Here is a 23,872-nt window from a genome sequence, read left to right as displayed (position 1 = left end):
CGTCCACTTCCTTACACAAAAAAAGCCGGTCACCTTTGCGAGGTACCGGCCTTTGTAATGCTTTAGCGCTGACTGCTTATGACTGCAAACCGTAGCCGTTCAGAGGAAACTGCAAGCACAGCTCCTTGACCTCCTGCCTGACCTGTTTGCAGACGTCGGCGACATTGGCGTCGTTTGCTGCCGAGATGACGCGGTCGATCAGTTCGACGATCTTCTCGCTCTCGGCGACCAACATGCCGCGCGTGGTCATGGCCGGGGTGCCGACGCGGATGCCGCTGGTGACGAACGGCGATTTGTCGTCGAAGGGCACCATGTTCTTGTTGACCGTGATTCCCGCTTCGTGCAAGAGGTTCTCGGCGACCTTGCCGGTGACGTTCTTGTTGCGCAGGTCGAGCAGCATGAGGTGATTCTTCGTGCCGCCGCTGACGATGTGGTAGTCGGCAGCGAGGAATTTGGCGGCCATCGCGGCGGCGTTCTCCTTGATCTGCTGCGCGTAGGCCTTGAACTCCGGCTGGAGCGCTTCGCCGAAGGCGACCGCCTTGCCGGCGATGATGTGCATCAGCGGGCCGCCCTGGATGCCGGGCATCACCTCGGCGTCCATCACCTCGCTCATCATCTTGACGCGCGGGCCGTTCTTGGTGTTGATGGTCAGGCCGAGCGGATTCTCGAAATCCTTGCCCATCATAATCATGCCGCCGCGCGGGCCGCGCAGGGTTTTGTGCGTGGTGGTGGTCACGAAGTGGCAGTGCGGCATCGGATCGGCGGAGAGGCCCGCGGCGACCAGACCCGCCGGGTGCGCGATGTCGGCCATGAGCAGCGCGCCGACCTTGTCGGCAACCTCGCGGAACGCCTTGAAGTCGAAGCCCTGCGAGTATGCGCTCGCGCCGGTAATGATGAGTTTCGGCTTGACCTGCATGGCCAGCTCCTCGACCTTGTTCATGTCGATGATTCCGGTCTCTTTATCGACGCCGTAGGAGTGGGCGTCGAAAAACTGGCCGGAGAAGTTTACCTTGCTGCCGTGGGTCAGGTGGCCGCCGTGGGAGAGGTCGAGGCCCATGATGGCATCGCCCGGCTTGAGCACGGCGAAGAGCACCGCCATGTTGGCGCTGGAGCCGGAGTGGGGCTGCACGTTGACGTACTCGCAACCGAAAAGCTTTTTGGCGCGGTCCCGGGCGAGGTTCTCGGCCACATCGACGAACTCGCAGCCGCCGTAGTAGCGCTTGCCGGGGTAGCCCTCGGCGTACTTGTTGGTCATCACCGAGCCGCACGCTTCCATGACCGCGTTGCTGGTGAAGTTCTCCGAAGCGATCAGTTCAAGCGTCTCGGTCTGGCGTTTCGTTTCATTGGCAATCGCCTCGAAAACCTCGGGGTCGAGCCGTTTGAGAATATCGTTATCCATCGTTCTTTTTTCTCCCGGTGGAGGTTAATCTTTTTTTTGTTGTTTCAACTGTTCGTCGGCAAGACGCTCGAAGAGGATGCGTTCGTTGCCGGAGGCCATTTCGATCATGTGGCCAAGCTTGTCTCGCTTGGTTTCGAGATAGTGGCGGTTCACCTCGTTCGGCTCGATTTCGAGCGGCAGGCGCTCGACGATTTCGAGGCCGTAGCCTTCGAGACCGACAATCTTTTTCGGATTGTTGGTGAGCAGGCGCATCTTGCGGACGCCGAGGTCCTGTAAAATTTGCGCACCGATGCCGTAGTCGCGCAAGTCGGCCTTGAAGCCGAGCTTCTCGTTGGCCTCGACCGTGTCGAAACCCTCGTCCTGCAAATTGTACGCCTTGAGCTTATTGATGAGGCCGATGCCGCGTCCCTCCTGCATGAGATAGATGAGGACGCCGCGCCCCTCTTTTTCGATCATGCGCAGGGCGGTTTCGAGCTGGTGGCCGCAGTCGCAACGAAGCGAGCCGAAGGTGTCGCCCGTGGCGCACTGCGAGTGTACACGGACAAGCACCGGCTCGCCGTCGGCGACGTCGCCCTTGACGAAGGCCATGTGGTTCTGCTGATCGACGATGGTTTCGTAGGCGATGAGCTTGAACTCGCCGTGCGCGGTCGGAAGCTTCGACTCGACGGCGCGGTGCACGAGCTTGCTCTGCTGCATCCGGTAAGCGACGAGATCCTTGATGGTAATGAGCTTCATGCCGAGCTTCTCCTTGAGCTTCAGCAGCTCCGGAAGGCGAGCCATGCTGCCGTCGTCGTGCAGAATTTCGCAGAGCAGACCGGCGGGCTGGCATCCGGCCAGGCGACAGAGATCGACGGCGGCCTCGGTGTGACCAACCCTGCGGAGTACGCCGCCATCCATCGCGCGGAGCGGAAAGATGTGGCCGGGGCGCGAGAAGTCGTCCGCCGTGCAGCCGGGATCGGCGATCATCTTGAGGGTCATGGAGCGGTCGTAGGCCGAGATGCCCGTGGTGACTCCTTCGGCGATGGCGTCGATGGATACCGTGAAATTGGTTTCGTGCTGCGAGGTGTTGCGCTGAACCATCGGTTCGAGCTGCAACTCGCGAGCGCGCTGCATGGGGACGGCCACGCAGAGCAGGCCGCGCGCCTCCTTGGTGATGAAGTTCACCATCTCGGGAGTGGCGTGCTCGGCGGCAGCGATCAGATCGCCTTCGTCCTCGCGATCTTCGTCATCGACGACGATCACCATTTTGCCATTCCGGATGTCTTCGAGGGCCGATGCTATGGAGTCAAACTTTTTTTCGCTCATCACAATACTGAGGCTTGGGTTACTTACCGGTCAGAAATTACACGAAAAGAGAAGAATATAACAGGAATAGTACAAAAAACTTTTTGAACCGGCGTCAGAACGCCCGGCAGGGAACTTTGAGCTCGAAAGCCTTTTTATTATACTCCGGCGGTTGTAAAGTACGACCCTGAATTGTTACCTTCCGTGACGGTCTTCCAATCATGATTTTCCAATACGACGCTGCATGACCACACCACTCCCTGAACTCTCCGGCGAGGCTCAGGCTCTCGCCCTCAGGCTGCCCGCTCCGAAGATGAAAAAAGCCAAGGAGCATGGCTTTTCCGACTTCCAGATTGCCACCATATTCCAGACCAGCGAAACCGCGGTGCGCGAACTGCGCACCCACTGCGGCGTGGTTTCGGTCTTCAAGACCGTCGATACCTGCGCCGCCGAGTTCGACGCCAAGACTCCGTACCACTACTCGACCTACGACGAAGAGAACGAATCGGTGCGCTCCGACCGCAAAAAGGTGATCATCCTCGGCGGCGGCCCGAACCGCATTGGTCAGGGCATCGAGTTCGACTACTGCTGTGTGCAGGCGGTCTTCGCCCTCCGCGAGGCCGGGTACGAAACCATCATGGTCAACTGCAATCCGGAGACGGTTTCGACCGACTACGACATCGCCGACAAGCTCTACTTCGAGCCGCTCACCTTCGAGGACGTCATCCGCATCATCGAACACGAACAGCCGCTCGGCGTCATCGTCAGCTTCGGCGGCCAGACGCCGCTCAAGCTCTCGACCAAGCTCGACAAGGCGGGCGTGAACATCCTCGGCACCTCGTCGGACGGCATCGACCTGGCCGAAGACCGCAAGCGCTTCGGCGCCTTGCTCGAAAAGCTCGACATTCCGCATCCCGACTACGGCACGGCCACCAGCTTCGCCGAAGCGCAGGAGATCACCCGTCGCATCGGCTATCCGGTGCTGGTGCGCCCCAGCTACGTGCTTGGCGGACGCGCCATGAAGATCATCTACAGCGACGACTCGCTCAAGGAGTATGTCGATCAGGCGCTCTTCATCACCGAAAAGTATCCGCTGCTCATCGACCGCTTCCTCGAAACCGCCGTCGAGTTCGACATCGACGCCATCGCCGACCGCACCGACTGCGTCATCAGCGGCATCATGCAGCACGTCGAGGCCGCCGGCATCCACAGCGGCGACTCCACCTCGATTCTGCCTTACTACAATATCGATCCGGCGGCCATCGCCACCATGAAGGAGCACACGCGCAAGCTCGCCGAGAACATCGGAGTCATCGGCCTGATGAACGTGCAGTACGCCGTGCAGAACGGCAAGGTCTATGTCATCGAGGTCAACCCGCGCGCAAGCCGCACCGTGCCCTTCGTCGGCAAGGCCACGGCCATTCCTGTGGTCAAGATCGCCACGCGCGTCATGCTCGGCGAAAAACTCAGCGACCTGCGCCGTGAGTTCGACCTGAAGGATTGCGACGAGCTTGGCCTGAAGCACATGGCCATCAAGGAGCCGGTCTTCCCCTTCTCGAAGTTCGTCAAGTCCGGCGTCTATCTCGGCCCGGAGATGCGCTCCACCGGTGAGGCGATGAGCCTCGCCGAATCCTTCCCGGAGGCGTTCGCCAAGGCGTACCAGGCCGCCAACATGCACCTGCCGCTCTCCGGCACGGTCTTCATCAGCGTCAACGAGCAGGACAAGAACCAGCGCATCCTCAACATCGCCCGCGAGCTGTACCGCATGGACTTCGACCTCGTGGCGACCGCCGGCACCCACGCCTTCCTGACCGGGCACGGCATCGAGTGCAAGAAGGTCTTCAAGGTCGGCGAAGAGGGACGTCCGAACATTTTCGACATCATCAAGCTCGGCAAGATCGATTTCGTCATCAACACGCCGCGAGGCGAGCGGGCGCTGCACGACGAGGAGGCCATCGGCTCGGCGTCGGTGCAGAGCGGCGTGCCGTTCGTCACCACCATCGAAGCCGCCGAAGCCTCGGTTCGCGCGATGGACTGCATCCGCTGCCAAGAGTTCGGCGTCAAGAGCTTGCAGGAGTACGCAACCTACCGCGATCGATAACCGCCTCGCTCTTCTGTGAAGAAAAGGACTCGAAATGACATCAAGGACAGCAGGGACGAAGATGATTCTCTGATTCTCTTCGTCCCTGCTGTCCTTGCAGTCCCTGATCTCCTTCGCGCCATCGAGCGCCCCGCAATCCGAACTCCGGAGAAATCTCTTCAATGTCGCCGCCGTTCATTATCTTGCCCCTGTTTGAAATTCAAGTCACCCGTCACCGACACCGATAACTTTCATGCCGACTTCACCGACCATCGCCGCTCTGCTCGACGAATCGATACAGCTCGAACTCAATCTCGCCAGGCTGTACACCCTGTTCAACGACCGGTTCGAGGAGGACGAGGAGTTCTGGTGGCAGCTCTCGATGGAGGAGCGCAGCCACGCGGCTCTGCTTCAGCAGGAGAAGAAGCAGCCGCAGCCGTTGCAGTTCTTCCCGGAGAACCTTCTTGCCAAAGACCTCGACGCCCTGAAGGCGAACAATGCCCGCATTCTCGCCGAGAGCGAGCGTTTCGCCGCCTCGCCGTGCTCGCGTGAACAGGCGCTGAACCTCGCGCTGCACATCGAGATGTCCGCTGGTGAAGCGCATTTCCAGGAGTTCATGGAGAGCGAAACCGGCTCGCTGACCGCAGACCTCTTCAAGCAGCTCGCCAGCGAAGACCAGAACCACGCCAAGCGCATCCGCGAGTACATGACGGAGCAAGGCGTGAAGGAAGAAAAGCAAGCCTGAGCGACAGGAGACTGAAACGATCTGCCGCCCTCGACGGTTGAGATGCGCTGACAGACAATCGCGCAACCACTCATCTTCAAAAAAAGAGACCAATGCTCAGTGAAAAACTTCAGCAGGCGTTCAACGAACAGATCAACCACGAGATGGCTTCGGCCTACCTCTACCTGTCGATGGCCTCCTACGCCCATTCGATGAATCTTCCCGGCTTCGCGCACTGGCTCGAACTCCAGTACAAGGAGGAGCAGGGCCACGCCATGAAACTCTACAAATTCGTCAACGAACGCGGCGGCAAAGTGGAACTGCTTCCAATCGCCCAGCCGGCATCGGACTTCAAGTCACCGGCCCACCTGTTCGAGCAGGTGCTGAAACACGAGCGCAAAATCACCGCGCTCATCAACAAGCTTTACGAAGCCGCCGTCGAACAAAAGGATTACGCCGCCCAGGTGCATCTGCACTGGTTCATCGAAGAGCAGGTCGAGGAGGAGGCCGCAGCCAGCGAGATTCTCGAAACCATCAAGATGGCCGGAGAGAAGGGCCATGCGCTGATCATGATGGATCGCCAGCTCGCCCGGCGCGGCATGAACTGATCCGCCGCCTGATCCGCCGCCGGACATTCCATCTCCGCGACGAACACCCGAACCCTGGCATCAGTCAGGGTTCTTTTTTTTCCGGATTCAGCGACAAAAAGCCCGGCTACTTTTTGAGCGCGAGGTTGACGAAGCGGTGCGACCATCTGCCATCCGCGCCGATAGTCAGCTCGCCGTAGCGTTCGGGAGAGTAGCGAAAACTGCCGCCGTTGATGAACGGTATGCCGCCGACCTGATAGACCTGAAAACGGTGGAAGTGACCGTGCAGCACCAGTTTCGCGCCGAGACTCCTCATCGCCCCGAGAAATTCGTCGCGATTCTTGAACTCCATCGTCCAGTCGAACGCCTGATCGACCAGTGCGCCAGTGCCGTAAACCTTGTAGGCGTGGTGACAGAGGCCGATGACGAAGGTTCCGTCGAGCGCATGGCGCACCTCCGGCTCCTGGAGCGCCATGAGCGTTTCGCGCGAAACGCTGCCCCGGGCGCCGACAGGATTGTCCAGCCCCGACCACGGCGCGACCGTATTGACCGCCACGAAGGAGAGCGCAATCTCGCCAAAACGCAGCACCTTGACGAAAGGTACGCCCGCCCCGGCATCGCCGTCATCGGTGATGAGCGAGTGGAACAAGGCGTTGAACTGCCGCAGCCGCTCGTCAAGCCGGCGCTGGCGGCTCCGGTCGTCGGGATTCAGGGCGTTGTAAAAGCGCATCTCCTCTTCGAGATCGATCAGGTCGTGGTTACCGGGAATCACCGTGGTTTTCGTCCAGTCAAACAGCCCGTGACGCGACAGGGCATCCCGGATAATCGTCCAGAGCGCCGGTGAAGCCGTGTCGATCAGATCACCGGTCAACACAAGATGATCGTACTTCCGGCGGACAAACTCGGCGAGAATGACGTCGAACCGGGCCGTCAGGTAACGATCGTTTCTGCTTGCAAAGTGCAGATCGGAAAGGTGAGCGATAGTTACTTTCTTATCAAAGGACACCGTTGCACTGTTGATTTACGGATTGAAAGGCTTAAATTCAGCAAGGTAACGAATGAGTCTGGCCGGATCGGAGCCGCCGTGAATCCCGATACCCCGTTGTTCATTCCCGCATCCTTTTCACGGATGCTCTCTGTAAGATACTCCGTTTTCTTAACCTGCGCCACTTTGGGAACGTAGCAAAACCCGCAAATCCAACATGTCGAAAAATATCTCCGCTGTAAAAAAACTCTCCCGGAACCTCTGGTGGTCATGGGACACCGATGCCAAATCGCTCTTCAAGAACCTCTCGCCGCTGCTCTGGGAACGGGTCAATCACAACCCGGTCGAACTGCTCCGGCACATTTCCGCCGACGAACTCGAAGCGCTCTGCTCGTGCGAACTGGGCGTCACGATCGACCAGGTGAGCAAACGGTTCGAAGAGTACATGGCCGACAAAAACACCTGGGCCGCCGAACACGCACCGCAACTTGTTTCCAGCCCGGTCGCCTACTTCAGCGCCGAATTCGGCATTCACGAGAGCCTGCGCATCTATTCGGGCGGCCTCGGCATCCTCTCGGGCGACCACATCAAGTCGGCCAGCGACCTCGGCCTCAATTTCATCGGCATCTCCCTGTTCTACAAGGAGGGCTATTTCCGCCAGTACCTCAATCATGACGGCTGGCAGATCGAGGATTATCCGCTGCAATACCCCGAGAGCCTGCCCATCGAGAAGGTGACAACCGAGGACGGCAAGGATCTGATCATCGAAGTCACCATTGCCCAGAGCACCGTCTTCGCCCAGGCCTGGAGCCTGAAGGTCGGACGCGCCACGCTCTACCTGCTCGACACCAACATCCCGGCCAATGAAATGCACTACCGCGACATCTGCTCGCGAGTCTATGGCGGCGACCAGAACATGCGCATCAACCAGGAGATTCTGCTCGGCATCGGCGGCATCAAGCTGCTGAAGGCGCTGAAGCTCGAACCTGCCGTCTATCACATGAACGAGGGTCACTCCGCCTTCCTGACGCTCGAACTGCTTGCCGGCGAACTCGCCAGCGGGCGTTCTTTCGAAGAGGCGAAGGCCAAGGTCAAGGAGCAGTGCGTCTTTACCACGCACACGCCGGTTCCGGCGGGACACGACCGTTTTTCGAGAGACATGATGGCCTACACCTTCTCGAAATACCTGACGCTCTCCGGCATGGAGTTCGAGGAGGTCATGAGGCTCGGAGCCGAAAACCCGGCGGACACCTCGGGCCTGTTCACCATGACCGTGCTCGCCTTGCAGCTCTCACGCTGCGCCAACGGCGTCTCGAAATTGCACGGCGAGGTTTCGCGCGACATGTGGAAGCATCTGTACGGAACGGACGACTCGAAAGAGGTGCCGATCGGCCACATCACCAACGGCATCCACACCAAGAGCTGGAGCAGCGGCTTCACCGAGCGCTTCTGGAGGCAGCACGCCGGAAACATCGAGGAGCTTTTCGCATCGCGAGAGTCGGCCGAAGCGGTGCTGTCAAAAGTTTCCGACAGCGAGCTGTGGTGCCTGCGCTACCACCTGAAGCGCCATCTCATGGACTACATTTCGCGCTACCTGTCGAACCAGCTCTATCATCAGCACCAGTACACGACGCCGTTCAAACCGTGCGATTCGTCACGCTCTGCCAAAAGCGCGCTTTCGCCCGACGTGCTGACCATCGGTTTCGCCCGCCGCTTCGCCACCTACAAGCGCGCGCCGATGATTTTCCAGGATCTCGATCGCCTCAACGCCATCGTCAACAACCCGAACATGCCGGTGCAGATCGTCTTCGCGGGCAAGGCCCATCCGCACGACGACGCCGGAAAAGAGTACATCCGCCAGATCGTCGAGCACTCCCGCCGTCCGCAGTTCCTCGGCAAGGTGGTCTTTCTCGAAAACTACAACATCGGCGTGGCCAAGCGGCTTGTTTCGGGCGTCGATGTGTGGCTCAACAACCCGGTCAGGCCGATGGAGGCCAGCGGCACCTCGGGCCAGAAGACCGTACTGCACGGTGGTTTGAACCTGAGCATCATGGACGGCTGGTGGTGCGAAGCGTACAACGGCACCAACGGCTGGTCGATCGGCCACGGCGAGGAGTACGATAACTATGATGAACAGTACCGTATCGACGCGAACAAGCTGTACGAGGTGCTCGAACACCAGATCATCCCGACCTTCTACGAGCGCAACGAGCACAACCTGCCCGTCAGGTGGCTGAAAAACGTGCGCAACGCCATCGCGACCATCGCACCGGTTTACAGCACCGACCGCATGGTCAAGGAGTACACCATGCGCTACTACCTCAAGGAGCCGCGCGCCTGAGCCATCGAAACAGCATTATGACATCCTCGACAACAACGACCATCGAGTCCCCTGCCGCCGTCAGTCTCGGCAGGGGACTCGACCTCCACTCGCCGGTCATGCTCGCCTCCGGCACCGTTTCATACGGCGAGGAGCTTTCGCAACTTTGTGATCTTTCGAAGATCGGCGGGCTGGTCACCAAGGCCATCTCTCCCGAACCGCGCACCGGCAATCCGCCGCAGCGCATCGCCGAAACTTCGTGCGGCATGATCAATGCCATCGGTCTGGCCAACGTCGGCCTCGACAAATTTGTCTCGGACAAGGTTCCGTTTTTGCAGACGATTGGCACACGGGTGATCGTCAACATCGCCGGAAAGTCGATTGACGACTACTGCCAGGTGGTCGAACGGCTCGACGCGGTCGAAGGCATCGCGGCCTACGAGTTGAACCTTTCGTGCCCGAACGTCAAGGGCGAGTGCATGATCATGGGGGTCAGCCCCGACGCAACCCGCGAGATCGTCTCGACCTTGCGCAAGCTGACCGGGCGGCACCTGATGGTCAAGCTCACGCCGAACGTCACCTCGATCAGCGCGATCGCACTCGCCGCCGAACAGGCTGGCGCGGATTCGGTCTCGCTCATCAACACCGTGGTCGGTATGGCGGTCGATCACCGCACCCGCAAGCCGCTGCTGAAAAACGTCACGGGCGGTCTGTCCGGCCCGGCCATCAAGCCGATAGCGCTGGCGAAGGTGTGGGAGGTGTCGCGAGCCGTGAAAATCCCGGTGGTCGGCATGGGCGGCATCGCCTCGTTCGCCGATGCGATGGAGTTCCTGCTCGTCGGAGCGAGCGCCATCCAGATCGGCACGATGAACTTCGTCTATCCCGACATCGGCGAAAAGATCGCCATCGCGATCGACGAATTCTTCTCCGCGCCGGGTGCGCCAAAGTTCAGCGAGTATGTCGGAAGCCTTATTGTGTAGGGGCAGGCCTCGCGCCTGCCCTCAATCGGACTGATCCGACCGATCTTTTTTATCTTTCACCCAAACACCACACCATGCGCATAGGAATCGGCATAGACGTCCACCAGTTTGCAGAGGGCCGAAAGCTCATCATCGGCGGGGTTGATATTCCCTCCCCGGTCGGCCTCCACGGCCACAGCGACGCCGACGTGCTCTTGCACGCCATCAGCGACGCCCTGCTCGGCGCGGCGGCCCTCGGCGACATCGGCAAGCACTTCCCCGACACCAGCCCCGACTACAAAGACGCCGACAGCATGATTCTGCTCAAGCACGTCTGCAAGCTGCTGGCGCGCGAAGGGTACAAACCGGTCAACGTCGATGCCATGCTGCTGCTCGAAAAGCCGAAGATCGCCCCCTACATCGACGAAATGCGCCGCAACATCGCCCGCTGCCTCGGTCTGGAGCTGAACGCCGTGTCGGTCAAAGCCACCACCAACGAAAAACTCGGCTACGTAGGCCGCCAGGAAGGCGCCTGCGCCCACGCCGTGTGTCTGATCGAGAACACCTGAAAACCCGGAATTGCCTCCCCGCATTCAGGAGGGTTTCAACCCTCCTGACATTGAACATCTTACATTCTCTTCAGTTGCCCCGGTCTTCAGACCGGGGTTGACAAAGTGGACGCCTCCAATGCAAGAAAGAAGTTCCGTTGCATTTCCACCAAGTCCACAATCTCACATTTCTACCCCACCTCGCCGCGAAGCACCTGCACGGGCAGATAACTCGTAGCCTTTCTTGCCGGGCCTACTGACGAGATCACCGCAATCAGAATGCCGAAGCCGATCACGATCAGGTGCACGTCGGGAGTTTCAGCAACGAGCAGGCGGTCGGCGCTGACGACGCCCGCGCTGCTCGGCGCGAAGCGGATCCTGCTGATGATGTCGCAGATCAGGTGCCCGATCGGGCTGCCAACCAGCACGCCGAAGGTGCCGATGATCAGCCCTTCGAGCATGAAGATGCGCGTGATGCTCTTGCGCTGCACACCCATCGAGCGCAGGATGGCGATATCCTTCACCTTTTGCAGCACCACGGTCGTCATGACCGACGACACGCCAAGCCCCGCTACCACGAAGACGAAACTCACCAACACCAACGTGATGATGCCATTGCGATTGTAGAAATCGATCACGTTCTTGTTGCTTTCGCTCCAGCTCTTGGTGTCGTAGCCGGTCAGCTTCTCGATCCTCGCCGCAAGCGCGTCGGCCTGGCCAATATCGGCGATCCGCAGACCGATGCCGGTGACGGTATTCGAGGCAAGAGACTCCATTCGCTGCGCCAGCGCCAGATTGACATACGCCTCCCGGTCATCCTTGGTGTTGAAGCCGCTCCTGAAACGGCCCACCACCATGACCGGATACTCGTGTCCCTCCTTGTCAACCAGCACGATCGTGTCGCGATACTTGGCCTTGAGCTTGTCGGCCAGCATCGAGCCAAGAATGATGCCGTTCGGCGTCCACTCCAGCTCGGAGAGCGCCTCGGAATCGAGCAGGTTTTTTTTCAGCCCGGCGATCTCTCCTTCGAGCGACGGCACGACCCCCCTGGCGAAGCATGCATTGAAACGATTCTTGTTGCGGGCGAGCAACTTGCTGGTCACGTAGGGCGAAATATCGACAATCTGCTTTATCGGACTGATCGTCGCAATCACTTGGTTATAGTTCTTGATGACCACCTTGCGATCGGTGGTTACGTTCTTGCGGACAAAAGCGATCCGCCCCGGCATGATGCCGAGGAGGTTGTCGGGCACCTCCTGCACGATGCGATCCGCGCCGATGGTGATGTGCGGTGCGACATCGATGAGCTTCAGGAACACGCTCAACGATGAACCCCGCGCCACCCCGATGGTGGTAATCATCATCGCCGAACCGACAGCCACGCCAAGCACCGTCAGAAAGGTCTGGCGCTTTCGCTCCCGCAAGTGCACCCAGGCAAAGCGAAGATGGTCAAGGAAGGTCATATTCCGATGGATTCAGGGAATTTCAACGCACCGTATTTCATCATGCCGCAATGAAATATCAGCCAAATACTCTATCTTGATCATCATAAAACGCGCCATGGTTTCACTGGTGTATTTAATGAAATTAAGCCATCAAAACCTAACCTGAGCAAGCGAGGAGAGAACAGCGTGAAAAAAATCGGAATTCTTACCAGCGGCGGCGACTGCGGCGGACTGAACGCCGTCATCAAGGGCGCCGCGCTCATGGCCCTGAACAAAGGGCTTGAACTCTATGTGATCCCCAACGGCTACGCCGGACTGTACAACCTCTTGAACCAGGAGCGGCTGGTGCGGTTCGACGAGGCCCGCCTCGACCAGTTCGAGGCAAGCTTCGCCGGTTCGGAAGCGGGCCATTCGCGGGTGAAAATCAAGGCGATCAGCAACCCCGACAAGTACAACCGCATCAAGATCGGCATGAAAAAGTTCGATCTCGACGCGCTCATCATCAGCGGCGGCGACGATTCGGGCAGCGTGATGATCGACCTGAACCAGAACGGTGTGCAGTGCATCCACTGCCCGAAAACGATGGACCTCGACTTGCAGACCTACTCGGTCGGCGGCGACTCGACCATCAACCGCATCGCGCAGTTCGTCGAAGATCTGAAAACGACGGGCCGCACCCACAACCGTGTGCTGGTCACCGAGGTGTTCGGGCGCTACGCCGGTCACACGGCCTTCCGCAGCGGCGTGGCCGCCGAAGCGGACTGCATCCTGATTCCGGAAATTCCGGTTGACTGGGATGTCGTTTACGAACACGTCGTCGAGCGCTTCACGCGCCGCATCCGCCAGAGCGACGTGCACAGCGGAACCTACACCATCGTGGTGGCCGAGGGAATGAAGAACGCCGACGGCACGGAAATCGTCGATGAGTCGGCGGGCATCGATGCCTTCGGTCACAAAAAGCTGGCTGGCGCGGGCAAGTACGTCTGCCAGGAGATCAAGAAGCGCTTCAAGTCCGACCCCCGGATGCCGCTCTTCATGAAGGAGACCGGCATGTTCGTCGAAGGCATCTACGAAATTCCGGAAGTTCGCGAAATCCATCCGGGCCACCTCGTGCGCGCCGGACACTCCTCGGCCTACGACATCAACTTCGGCTTCGAGGCCGGCGCCGCCGCCGTGCTGCTCCTGCTCGATGGCAAGACCGGCGTGACCATCTCCAAGGTCAAGGGGCGCAAGGTCGAGTACATCGAAGCATCAAAGGCGATCGAACAGCGCTACGTCGATCTCGACCAGGTCGCCATGTACGAATCGCTCGGCACCTGTTTCGGCAGACCGGCGGTGCCCTACGAGCCGATCCTGCGAGAGGTTGACGGAGTTTACGAAAGGATTTACTGAAGAATAGTGGACTTGATGGAGCTGGTGGGCGGAAGAAAAATCCTTTGTCCACCAGCTCCACACGGTATGACTCCGCTCAAATTCCCCCCTCCCTGCTTTCAAAAAATTCAAAACGGACTATCTTAGAAGAAAAATTCTTTACCGTTTTTTTCACTCAATTCTATCTGTTCATGCACAACTCGCTTAAAATATGGATGAACGGCGAACTGGTTGACTGGAGTGACGCCAAAATCCACGTCATGTCCCACGTCGCCCACTATGGTTCGTCAACCTTCGAGGGCATCAGGTGTTACGATACCGCCAAAGGCTCGGCGCTGCTCTTCCTCGACGAACATGTCCGCCGCCTCTGGGAGTCGTCGAAAATCTACCGCATAGAGATTCCCTATTCGGAAACCGAGATCAAGGACGCCATTATCACCACCATCAAGGCGAACAACCATAAAGCCTGCTACGTCCGTCCGCTGGTTTTCCGCGGCCAGGGCGCGCTTGGCGTCAATCCGCACCGGGCCTCCATCGAGGTCGCCATCGCCACCTGGGAGTGGGGTTCCTACCTCGGCGAGGACGTGCTCGAAAACGGCGTGGATGTCAAGGTCTCCTCATGGCAACGGCTCGCGCCGAACACCCTGCCTTCATGGGCCAAGGCAGGCGGCAACTACATGAACTCCCAGCTCATCAAAATGGAGGCCATCTCGGACGGCTACGCCGAAGGGCTGGCGCTCGACCATAACGGCTACGTTGCCGAGGGAAGTGGCGAGAACATCTTTGTCGTCCGGCACAACATCATCTACACGCCGCTGGCAGCGCAGTCGATTCTGCCGGGATTCACCCGCCATGCGGTGATGCACATCGCAAAGGAACTCGGCTACGAAGTTCGCGAAACGCTCATTCCGCGCGAAGCGCTCTACATCGCCGATGAAATCTTTTTGACCGGCACGGCTGCTGAGATCACCCCGGTCAGAAGCGTGGACAAGTACCCGATCGGCAACGAACGCCGCGGCCCGGTCACCGAAGCCTTGCAGCACGAGTACCTCAAAATCGTCCACAGCGGAGAGGATCCGTACAACTGGCTGACGTTCATTTGAACGGAAAGGCATGAGCTGGGATACAATCGTCGGCCACGAACACCAGATACGGGTGCTCCAAACAGCGCTCGCGTCGAATCGCTTGGCTCATGCCTATCTGTTTGCCGGGTCTGAAGGTTCGGGCAAGGAGACCGTGGCGTTTGAACTCGCCAAAATCCTCAACTGCCGGAGTTCCCGTGACTTGCCGGGCGAAGGCTCGTGCGGCGAGTGCGAAAGCTGCCGCCAGGCCGATCGGCTCATGCACCCCAACATCGAGTACCTCTTCCCCGTCGAAGCGGCGCTGCTCGAAACCATCGATCCGTCGAAAAAGGAGAACAAAAAGCTCGCCGAGGCGCGGGAGCGCTACGAAGCTCTGCTCGACGAAAAGCGGCGGAACCCGTTCTTCACGCCCGCCATGGAGCGCTCGATGGGCATCCTGACCGAGCAGGTGGTGATGTTGCAGCAAAAGGCCTCGCTCGCCCCGCGCGACGGCGGCAAGAAGGTATTCATCATCTCGCAGGCGGAGCGCTTGCACCCGACGGCGGCAAACAAACTACTCAAGCTGCTCGAAGAGCCGCCGGCGCACGTGGTGTTCGTGCTGGTGAGTTCGCGCCCGGAATCGGTGCTGCCCACCATCCGCTCACGCTGCCAGCTTCTGAACTTCGCCCGCCCGAAACCGGCGGAGATCGAAGCGTGGATAGCGAAACGCGCCCCGCAGCTCGACGAATCGGAGCGGCGCTTCATCGTGAGCCTCTCACGCGGCAACCTCTCCAGCGCACTCGAACTGATCGAAGCCGAAACCGGCGACGGAGCCGCACCGGCGGTGGTCGGCATCCGCAACAAAGCCATCGACTACCTCCGCAACATCCTCGTGCCTGCGAAGTTCCACGAAGCGATCGGCGCGTGCGAAGAGCTGGCGAAAAGCTCGTCGCGCACCGAACAGCTCATCTTTCTCGATGCCCTGCTGCTCTTCTTCCAAGACGTCACCCGCCGCGCCATCGACCCCGCCTTCCCGGAACTCAACAACCCGGACATCGCGGAGAGCACCAACCGCTTCGTCAAAGCCTTCCCCAACCGCGACCTCTATCGAGCCTCGACGGTGATCGAAGAAGCGATGCGCGCGATCAACCGCAACGCCAGCGTGCTTTTGGTGATGGCCGGTTTGACAGCAGAGTTGCGGGGGATATTGCAGGGGAAATAACAAAGGACGAAAAGGACTTCAGGGACTGAAAGGGAAAGGACAAAGCCCAGGAAGCATCGTCTTCAACTCTTCCTCTCATAAGACGTATAGGTCCTATAGGACTTATAAGACCTATACCCCGCTCACCCCGCCCCCGTCGTTGCATCGAGCCAGGCCAGATACTCCGACGATCCACCGGTGATTGGCAATTGAATAATCTCCGGGACATCGTAGGGGTGATATTCGCGGATGTAGCTTTCGAGGGCGGCGTATCGCTTCGTCGTGGTTTTGATGAAGAGCGAGACCTCATCGTCGTTCTGTATCTGGCCGTCCCAGAAAAAGAAGCTGCGAATGTCGGAGAGCTGCACGCAGGCGGCGAGGAGGTTTTCGAGTATGCCACGGGCCAGCTTTTCAGCCTCGTCGCGCTCTGGCGCGGTGGTGATGACCATGCAGTAGCCGCTTGATTCCATGTTCAATGCCGTTTTGATGTTCTCTTCCCCGTAATCAATGCGAGATGCGAGGGCAGACACGCAGGTCCGCCCCTACGGATGACTGACAAACCGCAGCCAATCCCCCATTATCAATTATCCATTCACAACTCGATCAGCTCCTTCGTGAACCGCTGCAAGGGTTCCGCGCCGTCGGGGCCGAGGGCTACCATGTCTTCGATGCGGACGCCGAAGCGGCCCGGCAAATAGATGCCTGGCTCGATGGTGAAGAGCGTGCCTTCGCGGAGGGTGCCGGTGGAGGCGGTGCCAACGCGCGGCGCTTCGTGCACTTCGACGCCGACGCCGTGACCGAGGCCGTGGCCGAAGGCTTCGCCGTAGCCCGCGGCGGCGATGAAGTTACGCACTTCGGCGTCGAGGTCGCGGGCGGCCATGCCAGCCTTCGCCGCGTCGATGCCGAGCTGCTGCGCCTCCCGGACGATGCGGTAGACCTCGCGCTGCTCGTCGGATATTTTGCCGAAGGCGACCGTGCGGGTCTGGTCGGAGGCGTAGCCATCGACGATGCACCCCATGTCGATCACGATGAGCGAGCCGGGCTGGAAGGCGGCGGCGGTCGGCTTGGCGTGCGGCATCGCGCCGCGCGGGCCTCCGGCCACGATGGGGTCGAAGGAGTCCTTCTCCGCCCCGAGCTTGCGGTGGCGGTAGGTGATTTCGGCGGCGATGTCGATTTCGGTGACGCCGGGGCCGATCATGCCGATCACCGCTTCGAGCACCGTTTCGCTGAGGGCGACGGCGCGGCGCATCCGGTCGAGCTCCTCGATGTGATTGATCTCGCGGAACTCGTCGAAAAAGGCGGAGACCGGCGCGAATTCGAGATGGCCGAGCTTCTCCGAAAGCTGCTGCTGCTCGTGCCAGGTAACGTGCTCAACCTGCAACGCCATCTTGTCGCCAAGCCTGAACGTACCCGACGCAAGCTCTACGGGAAGCGGGTCTTTGAGTATCACCGTGGCAATGCCGCTGGTCTCTTGCCGAACCTGCTCCTGATATCGGAAATCGGTAAACAGCACGGAGGTTGCATCTCCGGCAAAAAGCAGTTTGGCATTCGAGCCGCTGAAGCCGGTCAGCCAGCGGATGGTCGCCAGATCGGTCACGAGCAGCGAGTCCAGCCCGGCAGCGGCCATTTTCCTGAAAATTCTGGTGCGCAGTGTGCTACGGTAGGTATGCAGAAGATCTTGCGACATGAATCGTAATACAGAGTGAAAAAATCGCGTCAGCCGCCCCCAACGCTCATCGGCTTTTTGCAAAAGGGCTGACAGTTAGTATAATGTACAGTAATAATTTCTTCAGGGCGCCTTTTAAAAAGTGTCATGATCCCGACTTATGGAGAGGGATTTCGAGCACTGACCAGTTTCGTCCAGACCCATCAGGACGGGATAATGAGTTTTTCAAGCGCCTTTCATTTCGACCCCGCTTTGCATCACTATGCGTCAACAGGAGATTCTTCAGAAGCTGCTGGAGGGCCACGACCTTTCCCGGCAGGAGATGGAAACGTGCATGAATTCGATCATGGAGAACCTGTTCTCCGAAGCCGGTACCGGAGCGATCCTGGCGCTGTTGCAGAAAAAGGGGATCTCCCCCGCCGAGGCGATCGGGGCGTGTGAATGCATCGTGTCGAGGGCCACGCCGGTCACGCTCGACCCGCAAGCGGTCGATACCTGCGGCACGGGCGGCGATCACACGGGCACCTTCAATATTTCGACCGCCGCGGCCTTCATCGCCTGCGGCGCGGGTGTGCCGATCGCCAAGCACGGCAACCGCTCGATCACGAGCAAATGCGGCAGCGCCGACGTGCTCGAAGCGCTCGGCTACCAGGTCGATCTTCCGCCCTGCGCCACCGAGGAGCTGTTCCGCCAGACCGGTTTCGCCTTCCTCTTCGCCCCGCTCTACCATCCGTCGATGAAGGCCGTGGCAGGAATCCGCAAAGAACTCGGAATCCGCACGATCTTCAACATGCTGGGGCCGGTCATCAATCCGGCGCGGGTGCGGAGGCAGCTCATCGGCGTGTTCGATCCTTCGGTGATGGAGATTTACGCCGAGGTGCTCGCGCTCGCCGGATGCGACCACGCCATGCTCGTGCACGGATGCGCGGGCAACGGCATGGGCATGGACGAACCGAGCGTCTGCGGGCCGACTTCGATGATCGAGCTGATCGACGGCGAGGTGATTCGCCACACCGTCGAGCCGGAGGAGTTCGGCCTCGGCAGGTGGGAGATCGGCGACCTCGCCGGTGGAGACAGCCTGGCCAACGCGCAAATCATCCGGGAGATTCTCGATGGCTCGGCGTCGCAGGCCAAAATCGACGCCGCGCTCTTCGCCTCGGCCATCACCTGCTACGTTTCAGGCATGGCCTCCTGCATCGACGAGGGAATGAGCATGTCCAAAGGGAGCCTCGAAACCTGCCAGGCGCTGGAAAAGATGAACCTGATCATCGAAATGAACCGGCAACTGGCGACAAAATGCGATTCGGCATCAAACTAAATGCCCTTACAATTTGCCGGAAAACATGTATTATATTTGCTGTCTGTTTCCAGCCGAAGCAAGAATCTGTAAATCATGAACGGAAGCGATACGCTCAATCCTGAACTGCAACTGAACATCGACGAGAAACTGCATCAGTCGGGGATCAGCCAGTCCAGACAGAAAATCATCCAGCAGGCCCTCGAAAATGTCAACCGGCCCGGATTCCGTATCGAGCCATCCGCGATTCTTCCGCTCATGAAACCGGTCACCTGGTTTCCGCCGATGTGGGCCTTCGCCTGCGGCGTGGTCTCCACTGGTGAAAGCGTCTCGCACAACTTCTCGATTCTGCTCCGGGGCGTCATTCTGGCCGGACCGCTCATGTGCGCCATGTCGCAGACCATGAACGACTATTTCGACCGTGAGGTTGACGCCATCAACGAGCCGGAGCGCCCGATTCCGTCCGGCAAAATCTCCAAACAGGCAAGCTGGCTCATCACCTTCGGGCTGATTCTCACCGGCTTTCTGGTCGCCCTGTCGATTCATCCCTACGTGATGGCCATCGCCTTCGTGGGCGTCCTGATGTCGCACGCCTACTCCGGGCCGCCGATCCGGGCGAAGCGCAACGGCTGGTACGGCAACCTGATCGTAGGCCTCGCCTACGAGGGCGTCGCCTGGCTGACCGGCAGCTTCGCGATCACGCAGGGCGTACCTTCGACCGAGTCGATCGCGCTGGCCATAATTTTTTCGCTTGGCGCGCACGGTATCATGACGCTCAACGACTTCAAGTCGGTCGTGGGCGACAAAATCCGCAAGGTCGCCTCGATTCCGGTGCAGCTCGGCGAGAAGAACGCAGCCATCCTCGCCTCGGTGGTGATGGACGCCGCGCAAGTCGCGGCCATCGCGATTCTGGTCGCCAAAGGCTCCACGATCCCGACGGCCATCGCCGTGACGCTGCTGGTCATGCAGCTCCCGATGCAAAAAATCCTGATCGACCACCCCGCCGAAAAAGCGGTGTGGTACAACGCCTTCGGAACGCTGCTCTACGTGCTCTCCATGATGGTCTGCGCCGTGGGCATAAGGCCGTAGCAGGCCTGATCTCTTTTCCCTATAGGACGTATAGGCCTTATAAGTCCTATACGTCCTATTCTTTACCCCGGCGCACGAAAACCATTTCGTTTTTACGAACTATTGAGTATCTTCCGGTTCAATTTTTTAACGCCAATCGATCCAACCATGTCCAAAGTTTGCGTACTGACCGGAAAAAGGCCGATATACGGCAACAACGTTTCCCATGCCAATAACCACACCCGCACCCGTTTCGAGCCGAATCTGCATACCAAGAGAATCTGGATCGAGGAAGAGAAGCGCTGGGTCAAGGTTCGCCTGACCGCCAAGGCGATGAAAATCATGTCCAAGACCGGCACCGCCGAACTGGCCAAGCTTCTGAAATAAGCATCGCCAAAAGCGAAGTTTCCCAATTCCCATTTGACAAGGCTCATCCACCGGTTGAGCCTTTTTTTATCCATGGAAAAAACCATCACCATCTACACCGACGGCGCATGCAGCGGCAATCCGGGCAAAGGCGGCTGGGGCGCGTTGCTCATGTACGGCGGCACCCGGAAGGAGATTTCGGGATACGCCCCCGCCACGACCAACAACCGCATGGAGATGATGGCCGCCATCAAGGCGCTTGAAGCCCTGAAAGAACCTTGCCACGTCGATCTGTACAGTGATTCAGCGTATCTGGTCAACGCCATGAACGAAGGGTGGCTGAAGCGCTGGCAGAAAAACGGCTGGAAAACCGCCGCGAAGAAACCGGTGGAGAACATCAACCTCTGGCAGGAAATCGTGAAGTTGACTACATTACACCGCGTCTCCTTTCACAAAGTCAAAGGGCACAGCGACAACCCGCACAATAACCGGTGCGACGAGCTGGCCCGGCTTGCCATCAAGGATAACTCCTAACTTTTTCTACCTTATGAGCGGCAACGAGTCCATGCCCGCGACGCCTGGGTTGCAGGCCCCAAAAAAGAAAGGCCCGAAAGTCATCGCCACCCTTTTTGTCATGGGGCTCGTCGTCGTGCTCACAGGCTACCTCTGGATCAACTGGAAAAAACCGCGCCTCGCGCCCGAACCGCTCTCGCCGGAGCTGACGACGATCATCCAGAACATGCCGGGCACCTCCGACGCCATGATCTACGTCGGCATGAAGGATATTCGCGAAAGCAAATTCTGGAAGGAGGCCGTGCCCGATTCGATCAAGAGCAGCCCGATTCTCAGCCTCGGCAAACGAACCGACAGCCTGATGAAAGTTGCGGGTATCGATCTCAACAACGATCTCGACACGCTGCTCGTGAGTTTCCAGCGCTCGGGCCGGAAGCAGCAGAACTTCATCGGCCTTGCGTGCGGCCCCGTCGCCCGAAAGGCGCAAGCGCGGCTTCTCGATGCCGCGAGCATCCAGAAAGCGGAGATTGCCGGACGCCCGGCGTACATGCTCGACAGCACACTCTGGGTCAGCCCGATGGGCGGCAGCCGACTCGCCATCGCCAGCAGCAGCGACAACCTCGAAAAGTTCTTCAGGCCATCTGGCCATCTTTTCGAGCGCGATTCGACCACGGCCTCGCTGATCAGAAAAACACCCTACAAATCGCACGTCTGGTTCGCCCTCGCCTCGCCACAGTGGACGGCGGGCGCGCTGCAAAGCCTCACCTCGAAGAACAGCGATATGAAGTCGGTCGGCAATCTGAACCGTTTGCAACAGATTTCGATGTCGGTGAAGTTCGACGACAACGGACTCAAGGGACAGTCCGAATGGGTTTACAAGGATCGCCAGGCGGCATTCTTCGCCTCCACCTTCCTGTGGGGCGCTATCGAACTGTCGAGCATCTCCGGTTCGAGAACCTCGGAGTCGGCCAAGGAGCTGCTCAGGCACCTCAAGGTGAACCAGAACCTCGAATCGGTCATCGTCACGGCTGACCTGCCGGAGACCATCTTCAGAAAAAGCGGCAAAAAAGAGTGAGCGCGTTACCGGTGATCTGACGGATCACCGGTTTGCCGGAAACGAAGAAATCCGTCCTGCCGAACCGCCTCAACGCCCGCGCCAACCGGAACGCTCCGACCCGACTGATTGTCGAGCAGCCCCGCGATCCGGGCGAGCGCCTGGCTGTCAACCGGAAGCCCCTGCAACTTCAGCGCCCGTTTGAGAATCTCTTTCCGCTCGAAAATCGAGAGCTGCCGCATCGCGCCGACGTGCAGCTTGCCACCCGCGAGGTCAAGACCCGGCTGTGCTTCGAGCAGGCGCGAAATGTGCAGATCGATGAACGCTTCGAGCTCGCCCGCCTGCGCCGAAAGACGTTGCATCGATGGCGAAAATTTGCTCCCGAATCGCTCTTCGATCACCGGAATCACGCGGTTTCGGATGAAATTACGGTCATACTCGATGCCTTCGTTGGTGTGATCGTCTCTCCAGGCGATCTGTTTTTCTTCGAGATAGGCCACGATCTCCCAACGGGTGAAGGGCAGAAGCGGCCTGATGATCGCACCGTGCCGCGCCCGTATTCCCCGCAAGCCCGAAACCCCCGTGCCGCGAAAAAGATTGAAGAGCACGGTTTCGGCATTATCGCCACTGTGGTGCCCCGTCGCGATCCGGGTGAAACCAGCCTCGCGGCAAAGCTCGTCGAAAAAGTCGTAGCGCAGCGAGCGCGCACTCTCCTCGACGGACTTTTTCCACGCCAACGAAACGCTGGCCGTATCGAAGCGCCGCACGTGGCATTCGATGCCGAGCGCCCGGCACACATCGCGGACGAACGCCTCGTCGCCGTCGCTCTCCTTGCCACGGAGCGTGAAATTGCAGTGCGCCACGCCGAGGCGGCAGCGCAGCACTGGCGACGCCGCCGCGAAAAGATGCAAGAGCGCCATCGAATCCGGCCCGCCGGAGACCGCCAGCAACACTGCGTCGCCGCTTTCGGCAAGCCTCTGCCGCCGGATATTTTCAAGAAATTTTTTCTCGATCCTGTTCATTGAGTCGCCTGTCCGCTTGCTCATTTTTGCGATGGAAAATGCTGGCCGATACCACGTTTTCAGAGATCGACGAGAAACATACTATCGCCGATCTCCCGTTTTTGCAATCCCGCCGACGGCCGCCCGATCGAACGGGATGATGGTAAATAAGACAAATTTGGCTATCATTAGCCTCAAATCTGGATCATCAGCTCATGCGCATCGCACCATACGGAACCGGCAGCGTCGTCAAAACCGCCATTTTCTGCATCATCGTCATCATCGCGGGCATCTTTCTGCCGCAACCCGGAGGCTCTATTCTTGTCGCCGCCGCGCTTCTGTTTCTCCTCTTCACGCTCTATTTCTATCGCGATCCTGAACGCGCCGCGCCTGCCGAACCTGGCCTCGTCATCGCGCCCGCCGACGGCAAGATCGTGCTGAAGCAAACGGTGGATCACCCCGTCACCGGACCGAATTCGACCCTCGTCAGCATCTTCATGTCGCCCTTCAACGTCCACGTGAACCGGATTCCTGTCGATGGCACGGTGCACGACTGTCAATACCACGAGGGCAAGTTCCTCATGGCCTTCGACCACCGCAGCATGTCGGACAACGAGCGCATGGAGATCACGCTCGACACCGCCGCCGGGCCGGTCTGGTTCTCGCAGGTATCGGGATTCGTGGCCCGCAGGATCGTCTGCGAACTCAAAGCCGGGCAGGAGGTGACGCGCGGCAGCCGCTTCGGCATGATCAAGCTCGGATCGCGGGTCGATATCGCCCTTCCGGCCTCGGTGCGCGTCACGGTTTCGGTGGGAATGCAAACCACTGCGGGCGAAACGGTTCTCGGGGGAATGGAGAGTTTTTGATCGAAAACTTTTTGGTTTGAGTGCCTTCTTTGTTAAGTTTTGCTTGCGGTAACGCGCAAACTACCGGTGTCATGAAA

At 59.3% G+C, this 23,872-nt stretch carries 22 protein-coding genes; 15 read left to right on the top strand and 7 right to left on the bottom strand.

What is annotated here, in order from left to right; all coding sequences use genetic code 11:
• Positions 1 to 76 precede the first annotated feature (76 nt).
• Both glyA and FGF66_RS03545 read right to left on the bottom strand, forming a co-directional pair.
• Complete coding sequence (gene glyA, locus FGF66_RS03550; protein ID WP_139456325.1) at positions 77 to 1,399, bottom strand: serine hydroxymethyltransferase; 1,323 nt, start codon at positions 1,397 to 1,399, stop codon at positions 77 to 79.
• 24 nt (positions 1,400 to 1,423) lie between these two features.
• Positions 1,424 to 2,704, bottom strand: a complete 1,281-nt coding sequence (locus FGF66_RS03545; RefSeq protein ID WP_170181192.1) for a bifunctional 3,4-dihydroxy-2-butanone-4-phosphate synthase/GTP cyclohydrolase II — start codon at positions 2,702 to 2,704, stop codon at positions 1,424 to 1,426.
• A 223-nt stretch (positions 2,705 to 2,927) separates the two neighbouring features.
• On the opposite strand from FGF66_RS03545, the gene carB reads away from it, so the two are divergent.
• The 3 genes from carB to FGF66_RS03530 all read left to right on the top strand — a co-directional run bounded on the left by carB (position 2,928) and on the right by FGF66_RS03530 (position 6,095).
• Positions 2,928 to 4,784, top strand: coding sequence for a carbamoyl-phosphate synthase large subunit (carB, locus tag FGF66_RS03540; RefSeq protein WP_139456323.1), 1,857 nt, complete (start codon positions 2,928 to 2,930; stop codon positions 4,782 to 4,784).
• Positions 4,785 to 5,016: 232 nt separating this feature from the next.
• Positions 5,017 to 5,508, top strand: coding sequence for a ferritin family protein (locus tag FGF66_RS03535; protein WP_170181191.1), 492 nt, complete (start codon positions 5,017 to 5,019; stop codon positions 5,506 to 5,508).
• A 92-nt stretch (positions 5,509 to 5,600) separates the two neighbouring features.
• Complete coding sequence (locus FGF66_RS03530; protein ID WP_139456322.1) at positions 5,601 to 6,095, top strand: ferritin; 495 nt, start codon at positions 5,601 to 5,603, stop codon at positions 6,093 to 6,095.
• 106 nt (positions 6,096 to 6,201) lie between these two features.
• Here FGF66_RS03530 and FGF66_RS03525 read toward each other — a convergent pair whose 3' ends face one another.
• A complete protein-coding gene (locus FGF66_RS03525) occupies positions 6,202 to 7,080 on the bottom strand; it encodes a metallophosphoesterase family protein (RefSeq protein ID WP_139456321.1) in 879 nt (292 codons plus the stop codon).
• A gap of 196 nt (positions 7,081 to 7,276) precedes the next feature.
• Between FGF66_RS03525 and glgP the strand changes: the two genes are divergently transcribed.
• The 3 genes from glgP (at position 7,277) to ispF (ending at position 10,907) form a co-directional block, all read left to right on the top strand.
• Positions 7,277 to 9,400, top strand: coding sequence for an alpha-glucan family phosphorylase (gene glgP / locus FGF66_RS03520; protein WP_139456320.1), 2,124 nt, complete (start codon positions 7,277 to 7,279; stop codon positions 9,398 to 9,400).
• A 17-nt stretch (positions 9,401 to 9,417) separates the two neighbouring features.
• Positions 9,418 to 10,359, top strand: coding sequence for a dihydroorotate dehydrogenase (locus tag FGF66_RS03515; protein ID WP_170181190.1), 942 nt, complete (start codon positions 9,418 to 9,420; stop codon positions 10,357 to 10,359).
• 74 nt (positions 10,360 to 10,433) lie between these two features.
• A complete protein-coding gene (ispF, locus tag FGF66_RS03510) occupies positions 10,434 to 10,907 on the top strand; it encodes a 2-C-methyl-D-erythritol 2,4-cyclodiphosphate synthase (protein WP_139456319.1) in 474 nt (157 codons plus the stop codon).
• Between the two features lie 170 nt (positions 10,908 to 11,077).
• Here the strand turns inward: ispF and FGF66_RS03505 are convergent, their stop codons facing one another.
• Positions 11,078 to 12,349, bottom strand: coding sequence for an ABC transporter permease (locus FGF66_RS03505; RefSeq protein WP_139456318.1), 1,272 nt, complete (start codon positions 12,347 to 12,349; stop codon positions 11,078 to 11,080).
• Positions 12,350 to 12,517: 168 nt separating this feature from the next.
• Between FGF66_RS03505 and FGF66_RS03500 the strand changes: the two genes are divergently transcribed.
• The 3 genes from FGF66_RS03500 (at position 12,518) to FGF66_RS03490 (ending at position 15,985) form a co-directional block, all read left to right on the top strand.
• Entirely contained in the window at positions 12,518 to 13,723 is a 1,206-nt protein-coding gene (locus FGF66_RS03500; RefSeq protein WP_139456317.1) for a 6-phosphofructokinase, read from the top strand.
• A gap of 170 nt (positions 13,724 to 13,893) precedes the next feature.
• A complete protein-coding gene (locus FGF66_RS03495) occupies positions 13,894 to 14,805 on the top strand; it encodes a branched-chain amino acid transaminase (protein WP_139456316.1) in 912 nt (303 codons plus the stop codon).
• Positions 14,806 to 14,815: 10 nt separating this feature from the next.
• Positions 14,816 to 15,985, top strand: a complete 1,170-nt coding sequence (locus tag FGF66_RS03490) for a DNA polymerase III subunit (RefSeq protein WP_139456315.1) — start codon at positions 14,816 to 14,818, stop codon at positions 15,983 to 15,985.
• Positions 15,986 to 16,107: 122 nt separating this feature from the next.
• Here the strand turns inward: FGF66_RS03490 and cutA are convergent, their stop codons facing one another.
• Entirely contained in the window at positions 16,108 to 16,434 is a 327-nt protein-coding gene (gene cutA, locus FGF66_RS03485; RefSeq protein ID WP_139456314.1) for a divalent-cation tolerance protein CutA, read from the bottom strand.
• A 122-nt stretch (positions 16,435 to 16,556) separates the two neighbouring features.
• Complete coding sequence (locus FGF66_RS03480; protein ID WP_139456313.1) at positions 16,557 to 17,651, bottom strand: M24 family metallopeptidase; 1,095 nt, start codon at positions 17,649 to 17,651, stop codon at positions 16,557 to 16,559.
• 241 nt (positions 17,652 to 17,892) lie between these two features.
• On the opposite strand from FGF66_RS03480, the gene trpD reads away from it, so the two are divergent.
• From trpD to FGF66_RS03455, 5 genes are all read left to right on the top strand, one after another.
• Complete coding sequence (gene trpD, locus FGF66_RS03475) at positions 17,893 to 18,948, top strand: anthranilate phosphoribosyltransferase (protein WP_139456312.1); 1,056 nt, start codon at positions 17,893 to 17,895, stop codon at positions 18,946 to 18,948.
• A 75-nt stretch (positions 18,949 to 19,023) separates the two neighbouring features.
• Positions 19,024 to 20,016 (top strand): chlorophyll synthase ChlG, encoded by a 993-nt coding sequence (gene chlG, locus FGF66_RS03470; protein ID WP_139456311.1) that lies wholly within the window; start codon positions 19,024 to 19,026, stop codon positions 20,014 to 20,016.
• A 147-nt stretch (positions 20,017 to 20,163) separates the two neighbouring features.
• Positions 20,164 to 20,382, top strand: coding sequence for a 50S ribosomal protein L28 (rpmB, locus tag FGF66_RS03465; protein WP_139456310.1), 219 nt, complete (start codon positions 20,164 to 20,166; stop codon positions 20,380 to 20,382).
• Positions 20,383 to 20,454: 72 nt separating this feature from the next.
• The gene (gene rnhA, locus FGF66_RS03460; protein ID WP_139456309.1) at positions 20,455 to 20,895 is read left to right on the top strand and encodes a ribonuclease HI; all 441 of its coding nucleotides are present in this window, start codon (positions 20,455 to 20,457) and stop codon (positions 20,893 to 20,895) included.
• Positions 20,896 to 20,908: 13 nt separating this feature from the next.
• Complete coding sequence (locus tag FGF66_RS03455) at positions 20,909 to 21,949, top strand: hypothetical protein (RefSeq protein ID WP_170181189.1); 1,041 nt, start codon at positions 20,909 to 20,911, stop codon at positions 21,947 to 21,949.
• 5 nt (positions 21,950 to 21,954) lie between these two features.
• On the opposite strand, the gene tilS is transcribed toward FGF66_RS03455, so the two are convergent.
• Positions 21,955 to 22,950: a tRNA lysidine(34) synthetase TilS gene (gene tilS / locus FGF66_RS03450; RefSeq protein WP_139456307.1), complete on the bottom strand. Its 996-nt coding sequence runs from the start codon at positions 22,948 to 22,950 to the stop codon at positions 21,955 to 21,957.
• 194 nt (positions 22,951 to 23,144) lie between these two features.
• Here tilS and FGF66_RS03445 point away from each other — a divergent pair, with 194 nt between their 5' ends.
• The gene (locus FGF66_RS03445; RefSeq protein ID WP_139456306.1) at positions 23,145 to 23,795 is read left to right on the top strand and encodes a phosphatidylserine decarboxylase; all 651 of its coding nucleotides are present in this window, start codon (positions 23,145 to 23,147) and stop codon (positions 23,793 to 23,795) included.
• The last annotated feature ends 77 nt before the right edge of the window (positions 23,796 to 23,872 follow it).

This window comes from Chlorobaculum thiosulfatiphilum, from assembly GCF_006265165.1.
GTDB classification, from domain to species: domain Bacteria; phylum Bacteroidota; class Chlorobiia; order Chlorobiales; family Chlorobiaceae; genus Chlorobaculum; species Chlorobaculum thiosulfatiphilum.
This window is presented reverse-complemented; position numbering and strand designations above follow the sequence as displayed.